10 protein-coding genes are annotated in these 9,873 nt (G+C 51.9%); 9 read left to right on the top strand and 1 reads right to left on the bottom strand.

The window, feature by feature from the left end:
* A partial coding sequence (locus QZ279_RS06005) for a DUF6477 family protein (protein ID WP_293449264.1) occupies window positions 1–210 on the top strand: 210 nt, incomplete at its 5' end.
* A gap of 4 nt (window positions 211–214) precedes the next feature.
* On the opposite strand, the gene QZ279_RS06010 is transcribed toward QZ279_RS06005, so the two are convergent.
* On the bottom strand, window positions 215–1,762 hold the full coding sequence (locus QZ279_RS06010) for a trimethylamine methyltransferase family protein (RefSeq protein ID WP_293449265.1): 1,548 nt from the start codon (window positions 1,760–1,762) through the stop codon (window positions 215–217).
* Window positions 1,763–1,965: 203 nt separating this feature from the next.
* Here QZ279_RS06010 and guaA point away from each other — a divergent pair, with 203 nt between their 5' ends.
* The 8 genes from guaA to QZ279_RS06050 all read left to right on the top strand — a co-directional run.
* Entirely contained in the window at window positions 1,966–3,540 is a 1,575-nt protein-coding gene (gene guaA, locus QZ279_RS06015; protein WP_293449266.1) for a glutamine-hydrolyzing GMP synthase, read from the top strand.
* Window positions 3,541–3,737: 197 nt separating this feature from the next.
* Window positions 3,738–4,613, top strand: a complete 876-nt coding sequence (locus QZ279_RS06020) for a DMT family transporter (protein WP_293449267.1) — start codon at window positions 3,738–3,740, stop codon at window positions 4,611–4,613.
* A gap of 31 nt (window positions 4,614–4,644) precedes the next feature.
* Entirely contained in the window at window positions 4,645–5,556 is a 912-nt protein-coding gene (locus QZ279_RS06025) for a DMT family transporter (RefSeq protein ID WP_293449268.1), read from the top strand.
* A gap of 35 nt (window positions 5,557–5,591) precedes the next feature.
* Window positions 5,592–6,458, top strand: a complete 867-nt coding sequence (locus tag QZ279_RS06030) for an ATPase (protein ID WP_293449269.1) — start codon at window positions 5,592–5,594, stop codon at window positions 6,456–6,458.
* A 39-nt stretch (window positions 6,459–6,497) separates the two neighbouring features.
* Window positions 6,498–7,415, top strand: a complete 918-nt coding sequence (gene metA, locus QZ279_RS06035) for a homoserine O-succinyltransferase (RefSeq protein WP_293449270.1) — start codon at window positions 6,498–6,500, stop codon at window positions 7,413–7,415.
* The gene (locus QZ279_RS06040; RefSeq protein ID WP_293449271.1) at window positions 7,408–8,358 is read left to right on the top strand and encodes an alpha/beta hydrolase; all 951 of its coding nucleotides are present in this window, start codon (window positions 7,408–7,410) and stop codon (window positions 8,356–8,358) included. The genes metA and QZ279_RS06040 overlap by 8 nt, the downstream gene beginning before the upstream one ends.
* Window positions 8,359–8,406: 48 nt before the next feature.
* The gene (ppk2, locus tag QZ279_RS06045; protein ID WP_293449273.1) at window positions 8,407–9,276 is read left to right on the top strand and encodes a polyphosphate kinase 2; all 870 of its coding nucleotides are present in this window, start codon (window positions 8,407–8,409) and stop codon (window positions 9,274–9,276) included.
* Window positions 9,269–9,873 (top strand): TetR/AcrR family transcriptional regulator (locus tag QZ279_RS06050; protein WP_293449275.1); only part of this gene is annotated, 605 nt, incomplete at its 3' end. The genes ppk2 and QZ279_RS06050, both read left to right, overlap by 8 nt.

Raw genomic sequence — 9,873 nt, forward strand, 5'->3', positions numbered from 1 at the left:
GACTATCGCCGCAAAGTTCATCTTGGGCGTATTTTGCAAGGTAGCGTGCCTGCAAAGGCAAGCGCAGTTCTTGTTCAACTCTGTGATATTGAAAATCAACAAAACGGACAAAGAAAAACGCGCAATGCTGCATATAGCGTCGCGCGTCATGTAGAAGTGCTAATTGCATTAGTCTTTGAATCGCAACGCTTTGCTACATCAAATGGCTAAGGCATTAAACAAAAGCGTCCGACATTGAGGCTTTCTTATCTGCCACATAAGCATTCAATGCCTCAAGAATTGCAGGGTCTAGCGCGGGTTGTTGATAGTTGTTCAACATCTGCGCAACCTTCGCACTTGCCAGCGCTTGCGTATCGCGCGCGCCCTCGTCATGCCACGTCTCAAACGGTTTGTAATCAAACACATCCGTGCGCCAGAACGCGTCCTTAAAGTTGGCTTGCGTGTGCTCACATCCAAGGTAATGACCACCGGGTCCAACTTCGCGGATTGCACCCATGGCTTGTGCGTTCTCATCAACGGCAACGCCGCGCGCCAAGTGGTGCAGGATGCCAAGTTGATCTGCATCCACGACGAACTTTTCAAACGACGACACAAGGCCGCCCTCTAACCATCCACAGGCATGCAGCATGAAATTCACACCACCCAAAAGCGCTGCATTGTGTGTGTGTGCTGTTTCATACGCTGACTGTGCATCTGGTAGTTTTGAGCCACACAATCCACCACCAGAACGGAAAGGAAGGCCCAAACGACGGGCCAGCTGCCCTGCTCCATAAAGAATATGGCTGGCCTCGGGTGTTCCGAATGTGGGCGCGCCAGAGTTCATGTCGATTGAGGTTACAAAGGCCCCCATGATCACAGGTGCACCAGGTTTGATCAGCTGGCTGTAGGCAATGCCCGCCAACACTTCGGCCATAACTTGCGTTAGTGTTCCAGCAACAGACACAGGCGCCATTGCACCGCCCACGATAAAGGGCGAAATGATGCAGGCCTGGTTGTTGGTCGCGTAAACCTCCAAAGCACCCATCATGATGTCGTCAAATGTCATGGGTGAGTTGATGTTGATGAGCGACGTCATCACGGTGTTTTCCTGAACAAACTCTTTGCCGAACAGGATTTCACACATCTCAACACTGTCTTGTGCGCGGCTTGGCTCGGTCACAGAGCCCATGAACGGCTTATCGCTTAGCGTCATGTGGGCCAACAACATATCAAGGTGACGCTTGTTCACAGCAACATCAGTTGGTTCGCAAACCGTGCCACCAGAATGATGCAGCCACTTGGACATGTATCCCAGTTTTACGAATTTCTGGAAATCATCCATCGTCGCGTAACGACGACCCCCTTCTGCATCACGTACAAACGGAGGGCCGTAAACAGGCGCACACACCAAAGTGTTGCCACCTATAACCACGTTGCGCTCTGGATTGCGCGCATGTTGAGTAAAGCTGGCAGGGGCAGTTTTACAAAGCTCGCGTGCCAGACCTTTGGGAATACGAACGCGTTCGCCCTCAATCGTTGCGCCCGCCTTGCGCCAACGCTCAAGCGCGGCGGGATTGTTCACAAAGTTAACACCGATTTCTTCAAGGATCTGCTCTGCGTTGGCTTCAATCATATCTAATGCAGAGTCGCTAAGGACCTCGTAGTTCGGAATGTTGCGCTCAATATACTTTGCGGTCTCGAAACTAACCGATGTGCGCTCTGCGCGACGGGCTGCGCCGCCTCCACCGCGTGTGCGTCGTGTGCGTGCTGCTGCTTCTGCCATGTTTTTGATCCTTGCCAATAGGAGCGCTGCGCGCCGACTCTATATAAAACTTACTCTCAACTAACGTGCCCCAGCGCAACCTCGCGCGCAGTTAACGGCCTTTCAGATGCAAATCCGACATTGGCGGTGAAAAACGACAAAAATGCGCATTCCAGTCGCACCGCATCACTTGCGAAACACACAGTCGCACCGTAGACGGCAGTATGACAGAGATATCCCATGACCGCCTCCTCATCATCGACTTCGGCAGCCAAGTCACGCAGCTTATCGCGCGTCGACTACGCGAACTGAATGTCTATTGCGAAATTCACCCTTATCAGAACGTCACAGACGCGTTTTTGGCGGATTTCGCCCCCAAAGCTGTGATCCTATCTGGTGGGCCTGATAGCGTAACGCGCAACGGTAGCCCGCGCGCGCCTGAAAGCCTGTTCACATTTGGCGTTCCTGTTCTTGGGATTTGCTACGGTCAACAAGTGATGATGCAGCAACTTGGTGGCAAGGTTGAGGGCGGCAAGATTTCTGGCGGTGGCGGCACTGCCGAATTTGGACGCGCGTTTGTAACACCGGCAGGTACGCTACCTTTGCTAAACGGATGGTTTACAGAGGGTAAAGAGCAAGTCTGGATGAGCCACGGTGACCACGTCAGCGCGCTTGCGCCCGGTTTCGAAGTGTTCGGCATATCGCCAAATGCGCCGTTCGCAATCACAGGCGATGCGTCCCGCAATTTCTACGCGGTGCAATTCCATCCAGAAGTACACCACACGCCCAATGGCGCAAAGCTGTATGAAAACTTTGTGAAACTTGCCGGTTTCACGGGAGATTGGACAATGGACGCCTACCGCGAACAAGCGATTGAGGCGATCCGCGAGCAAGTCGGTGATAAGAAGGTAATTTGTGGCCTGTCCGGTGGCGTTGATAGTTCCGTAGCCGCGGTTCTGATCCACGAAGCGATCGGCGATCAATTAACCTGTGTTTTCGTGGACCATGGTTTGTTGCGAAAAGGTGAAGCAGACGAAGTGGTCGCGATGTTCCGCGACAATTACAACATGCAGTTCATCCACGCTGAAGAACAAGAATTGTTCTTGGGTGAGTTGGACGGTCAAAGTGATCCAGAGACAAAGCGCAAAATCATTGGCCGCTTGTTTATTGATGTGTTCCAGAAATACGCGTCAGGCATTGACGGCGCAGAGATCCTTGCGCAAGGGACGCTGTATCCAGATGTGATCGAAAGCGTCAGCTTTTCTGGCGGTCCGTCCGTTACGATTAAATCACATCACAACGTCGGTGGTTTGCCTGAAAAGATGGGCCTAAAATTGGTCGAGCCGTTGCGCGAGTTGTTCAAAGACGAAGTGCGCGCGCTCGGTCGTGAACTTGGACTGCCAGCGTCTTTCATTGGTCGCCATCCCTTTCCAGGTCCGGGTCTTGCGATCCGCTGCCCTGGTGAAATCACACGCGCTAAGCTTGATATTCTTCGTGAAGCTGATGCAGTTTATATTGATCAAATTCGCAAGCACGGCTTGTACGATGAGATCTGGCAAGCCTTCGTGGCGATCCTACCCGTGCGCACGGTTGGCGTAATGGGCGATGGTCGCACATATGATTTCGCATGTGCATTGCGCGCGGTTACGTCCGTCGACGGTATGACGGCGGATTACTATCCATTTACACACGAATTCTTAGGTGAAACCGCAACGCGCATCATCAACGAAGTTCCTGGGATCAATCGTGTGACTTTGGATATTACATCCAAGCCTCCTGGTACAATTGAGTGGGAATGATGCGCCCGACCGTTTGACGGGCCGAGCGACTTCTCCTTTGCAGTCATCGGCTTCCCAGCCTGTACCGCTCCAACAGAAAGCCACAAAATGGTTTCTCCTTTATTAAATGTCCCCGCCGGAGGCACAGAATTATCCACCGTAACGCGGTTTGACGGTTCAGAGCCTTCAGCGAGGATATTTAGAAAAGGTGAAGCCGCGTGACTTCGCCAACACTTAAAGCCGCGGTTTGGATGATAGGGTCGATTGTGTCGTTTTCCTTCATGGCCGTCGCGGGACGCTGGTTGGCTGAAGGGTATGATACGTTCGAAATCATGCTCTATCGCTCGATCACTGGAATACTCATCGTGTTCGCGGTGGCAGGCAGTCTCGGCACACTTAAACAGGTGACGCGCGCCTCTGCGCCTGTTCAAATCATTCGCAATTTATTTCATTTTGCGGGGCAGAACCTTTGGTTCTTTTCGATCACTGTGATTCCACTTGCACAGGTTTTCGCGCTTGAATTCACATCCCCGATTTGGATTCTTCTTCTTTCCCCTTTGTTCCTTGGTGAACGTCTGACGCGTCCACGGGTGTTCGCCGCTATCTTAGGTTTTATTGGCGTATTGATTGTTACTCGACCCGGGGCAACGCCGATAAGTATGGGGGTTGTTACTGCTGCTTTGGCTGCACTTTGTTTCGCATTTACAGGAATCTTAACAAAGCGTCTTACGCGGACAGAAAGTCTGACGTGTATTTTGGCATATCTTACAGTCACCCAAGCTGTTTTTGGACTAATTTGCGCAGGGTATGACGGCGATATCGCGTTGCCGACGGCTGAAAGTGCCCCCCTTCTTGGCTTGGTGGGGCTTGCTGGGCTAATCGCGCATTTTTGTTTAACCAAAGCGCTGTCCATCGCGCCTGCGACCGTCGTGATGCCCATTGATTTCGTTCGCCTTCCTATGATCGCAGTTGTTGGAATGTTGGTGTTTGGCGAAGTTTTAGATCCATGGGTCTTTGTCGGCGCCATTCTCATTTTTGCAGGGAATTACTATAACATCTGGTCTGAAACGCGAAAACCGCAGGTTTCGGGTTGAACGGGCCCCGTTCCCCTTTCAAGCAACACGGATGACACAAAGCAAAGACATCTCGCCGCTTGCTTGGGCTTTGCTCGCGCTGCTGGGGCTGATTTGGGGTGGATCGTTCTTATCGATCCGTATTGCCCTTAATGAAGTGGGTTTCTTGACCTCTGTTGCACATCGCACGGGATGGGCCATGTGCATTCTTTGGGGATATGTTTGGATGCGTCGCCTGCCCGTTCCGTTGGATCGTCGAATTTGGGTTGGTTTTATAGGTATGGGTTTGTTGAACAACGCGATCCCCTTTTCTTTGATGGCATGGGGTCAGCTCACAATCGAAAGCGGTCTCACGTCGATCTTAAACGCCGCAACTGCAATCTTTGGTGTGCTTTTAGCTGCGGTCTTTTTCACTGATGAGCGTTTGAGCGCGCGCAAGTTTATGGGTGTTGTCTTAGGGTTTTTTGGTGTTGCCATAGCGATCGGTCTGGAGCATTTGCTTGCCTTCGATCCTAGATCCCTTGCACAGCTTGCAGTTATTGGGGGTACTCTGTCCTACGCAGTCGCAGGGATTTGGGCACGCAAACGCCTTGTCGGCCTCGCCCCCGAAGTTGCAGCAGCTGGAATGTTGACATGCTCTACGTTGATCATGTTGCCCGCAGCGTGGATCATTGAGGGGCCGATTACCCTCGCGCTCGAACCTATCACTTGGCTAGCGATTGGGTATTATGTCGTTATCGCAACGGCGATGGCATATTTGCTGTATTATCGCATTCTTGCGCTCGCAGGCAGTGGCAATTTGATGTTGGTCACGCTGCTTGTATCGCCAATAGCCATTGTTCTTGGCGCGCTTTTTCTGGGTGAAACATTACATCCTCGGGCGTATCTGGGATTTGCATTACTTGCCCTTGGACTTGTCATTCTTGATGGGCGCGCCGTTGACGCACTTCGCCGACGCAAGTAGCAAGGCGACAAAGCACGCAAACCAAAGGATGTCCCATGCTTTATCCAACGGCCCAAAGCTGGCGCGACGCGCCGCAAAAACGCGTCCTCTTGTTTGCGATGTCTGGTCTTGGCAAAACGCATGTGTCAAAAATGCTGGCCGAACAAGGCAGCTGGTTTCACTACACTGTGGATTACCGGATCGGCACGCGCCATATGGGCGAACATATCATCGACAATCTTAAGCGCGAAGCTATGAAAACACCGTTCCTGCGTGAGATGTTGATGCAGGACTTGATCCACTTTGGTGTGAATGTGCATGATCATGACTTGCGCCCAGTCGCGGCCTATCTCGGTAAACCGGGCAATCCCGAACAGGGTGGCCTGCCCATCGCGGACTATCAACACCGCCAAAGCCAGTTCCGAGATGCGGAAATCGCAGCACTGCAAGACACTTCGCATTTTATTGACCGCGCACAGGCGATATATGGCTATGACAACTTTGTGTGCGACACGGGCGGATCAATCTGTGAATGGGTAAACCCCGAAGATCCGAACGATCCGTTACTGCGCAAATTGGCCCAAGAGTGCCTCATGGTCTGGATCCAAGGGAGCGAAGCGCACACAGACGACTTGATAGCGCGCTTTGATAAAGAGCCTAAACCGATGTCTTATCAACCTGAATTTCTCGCGCGCGCATGGCGTGAATATTTAATTGATAACAACGTTCTAGAAGGTGATGTTGATCCAAACGCATTTGTGCGTTGGACCTATGCACAGGCCCTTGCGCATCGCCAACCACGTTACGCCGCGATGGCGCGCAACTTTGGTGTAACGGTCCAAGCCTCTGACATGGCAAATGTCACAACTGAGCGCGCATTCAATGATGTGATCGCGGACGCCCTTGCTGCACGCTCCGCTTAAGCCTATTTGAAACGCTCACTACGCGGAAAGACCGATCACATGCCGATCAAATTGCCTGCAGACTTGCCAGCCTTTGACGTGCTCTCAAACGAGGGCGTTATGGTTGTGTCAGAGGACCAAGCGGCGCGTCAGGATATTCGCCCCCTTCGGATCGGTCTGTTGAACCTGATGCCGAAAAAGATCCAAACCGAAAACCAGTTCGCCCGTTTGATTGGTGCCACGCCTTTGCAGATCGAATTCTCGCTGATCCGCATGAGCGAACATCAAACGCGCAATACGGCCGCCCAGCATATGGAGAGCTTTTACCACCCCTTTTCTGAAGTGAAGCACGAAAAATTCGATGGCCTAATCATCACAGGCGCGCCGATTGAACATCTGGATTTCAAGGACGTCACCTATTGGGACGAACTTTGCGAGGTGTTTGAATGGACGCAGACCCACGTGCATTCCACCTTTGGCGTGTGCTGGGGCGGCATGGCGATGATCAATTACTTTCATGGCGTGGATAAGCATATCCTTGATACCAAATCTTTTGGCTGTTTTCGACACCAAAATCTTGCAGCCTCATCGCCGTTTTTGCGTGGTTTTTCTGATGATTGTGTGATCCCCGTGAGCCGCTGGACTGAAATGCAACAGGGCGAAATCGGTCAGCATGATGGATTGAAAACCTTGCTGTCTAGCGACATTTCTGGCCCGGCTTTGGTCGAAGATGCAGCACATCGTGCGCTTTATATATTCAATCATTTTGAATATGATACGGGCACGCTCAAGCAAGAATATGACCGCGATGTCGCCGAGGGCACGCCGATCAATATTCCGATGAATTACTATCCGAATGATGATCCAAATCAGCCACCTCAGAACCGTTGGCGCAGCCATGCGCATTTGCTTTATGGCAATTGGATCAATGAAATATATCAATCGACTCCCTTTATCTCGGACGAAATCGGTGGGTAAAATCACACTCTATATTCTGATCGCACTGGGTATTTTTATCGCTGTCACGCAATGGCGCGCGAGCGCGCGCGAAGCCCAAGCAGAAGACAAATACCCCCCAGAAGGTCAGTTTATCGACGTTGATGGTCATACGGTCCACGCTGTTGTGCGCGGCTCTGGTCCTGATTTGGTGCTTATCCACGGTGCGTCTGGATCGACACGCGACTATACGTTCTCTTTAGTTGCGCAGCTTGAAAATGACTACCGCGTCATCGTGCTGGACCGCCCAGGTCTAGGCTACACGCCTAGCCTACATGAAAACGGCGAAAGCCTTGATGAACAAGCCGCCCTTTTATCTGCAGCCGCATTAAAGTTGGGTGCGAATAAACCTATCGTCCTTGGGCAATCCTTTGGTGGTGCTGTGTCATTGGCGTGGGCTGTTAATCATCCTGAACATGTGTCTGCATTGGTCTTGTTGGCGGCTCCGTCTAACCTTTGGAGCACACCTGTCGATCCGCTCTACCGTGTCACCGCTTCGGGCTGGGGCGCTACATTGATCGTGCCACTGTTGACCGCTTGGGTGCCAAATTCATATGTTGCGAATGCGCTGGCAGAGGTTTTCGAACCCCAAGCAGAGCCTGCAGGCTACGCTGATTATTTTGGCCCTGGCATCACGTTGCGTCGTAAAACAATGATCGTGAATGCACGTCAAAGGGTTAGGTTGTTGCGCGATATAAAGGCAATGATCCCGAAATATAGTGCGATCCAAGTACCAACAGAATTGCTGCATGGCGATGCGGACACGATTGTAGGGCTGAAAATTCACTCTGAATTGTTGGTAAATCAGATAGAGGGTGCAAACGTGACGGTGCTGAGCGGCGTCGGTCATATGCCTCAACATGTTTCGCACCCCGAAGTGATTGCAGCAATCGCACGCGCAGCCGCCAACGCTGGATTGCGGTAAGCGCACAGCACCTGCATAGTGAACTCAAACAATTCGGGGATTGAGTACATGAACCTACCCTCTGATGGTGGCATCAGTAAGTTTTTCAACGAAACAGCGCCGCACGATATACGTTCCGCGATTGAGACTGCTGAAAAAGATCAGATTCTTAGCCCGACATACCCGCATTCGGAGCGTATGAAAGCAAAGCGTTACGAAAAAGAAATGGCCAAGCTACAGATCGAGCTGGTTCAGTTTCAAAACTGGGTACGTGAAAGTGGTCAGCGCGTTGCGATCGTCTTTGAAGGCCGTGATGCGGCTGGCAAAGGTGGCACGATCAAGCGGATCCGCGAGAACATGAATCCGCGCTCTGCCAGTGTTGTTGCCTTGTCCAAACCGACTGAGCGTGAAGCGACGCAATGGTATTTCCAACGCTATATCCGCCATCTGCCTGCTGCTGGCGAGATCACGTTCTTTGATCGCAGCTGGTACAATCGCGGTGTCGTCGAACATGTTTTTGAGTTTTGCACGCCCGAACAGCGTGAGGCATTTTTTGGCCAAGTGACACTGTTTGAAGATATGCTGGTGAATGAGGGCATCACACTGGTGAAATTCTGGTTGAACGTCAGTCGCGGCGAACAATTGCGCCGCTTCTTGTCACGCGAAAGCGATCCTTTGAAGCAATGGAAACTGTCGTGGATCGACGTGGAAGGTTTGAATCGTTGGGATGCTTATTCCGACGCAATTCAGGACACACTTAGGCGCAGCCACACGCAGATCGCCCCTTGGACGGTTATCCGATCTGATGACAAACGTCGTGCGCGCTTGTCCGCAATGCGTCACGTGCTGGATCAGTTTGACTACACGAATAAAAATAACAAAGCTGTCGGCAAACTCGACACAGCGATTTGTGCGGGACCGGAGATATGGGATGCCTAAAAAGCGGGGCTATCATCATGGAAATCTACGCCAAGCATTGATTGAAGCTGCGCTTGAATTGATCCGTGAAAAGGGCCCAACAGGTTTCACGTTGTCTGAAGCAGCAAAACAAGCAGGTGTCACGCCTGCCGCAGTGTATCGTCATTTCGAGGGCCGCGAAGACTTGATCGCCGAGGCCGCGCGCCAAGGTTACGAGATTTTCGCAGATGTCATGCAATACGCATATGACAAGGGCCAACCCTCAGCTTTGGCAGCCTTTGAAGCTACGGGCCGTGCATATCTTGCCTTCGCGCGCAAATACCCGGGCCATTATATTGCGATGTTTGAAAGCGGGATCTCGGTCAACCGAACACCAGAACTTGCCGCCGTCTCCATTCGCGCGCGCGGTGTACTTGAACAAGCGGCTGAAGACCTCAACCAGCATATCCCTATTGACAAACGCCCACCCGCGTCCATGTTTAGCGCGCATATCTGGGCGATGAGCCACGGTGTTGTTGAGTTATTCGCGCGCAATAGCCCCGGAACACACAGCCCTTTCCCACCAGAGGATCTATTGGAAAGCGCTATTGGAATTTATCTGCGTGGCCTTGGCCTTAT

Origin of the sequence: Planktotalea sp., assembly GCF_018607965.1 — a bacterium.
Classification (GTDB): domain Bacteria; phylum Pseudomonadota; class Alphaproteobacteria; order Rhodobacterales; family Rhodobacteraceae; genus Planktotalea.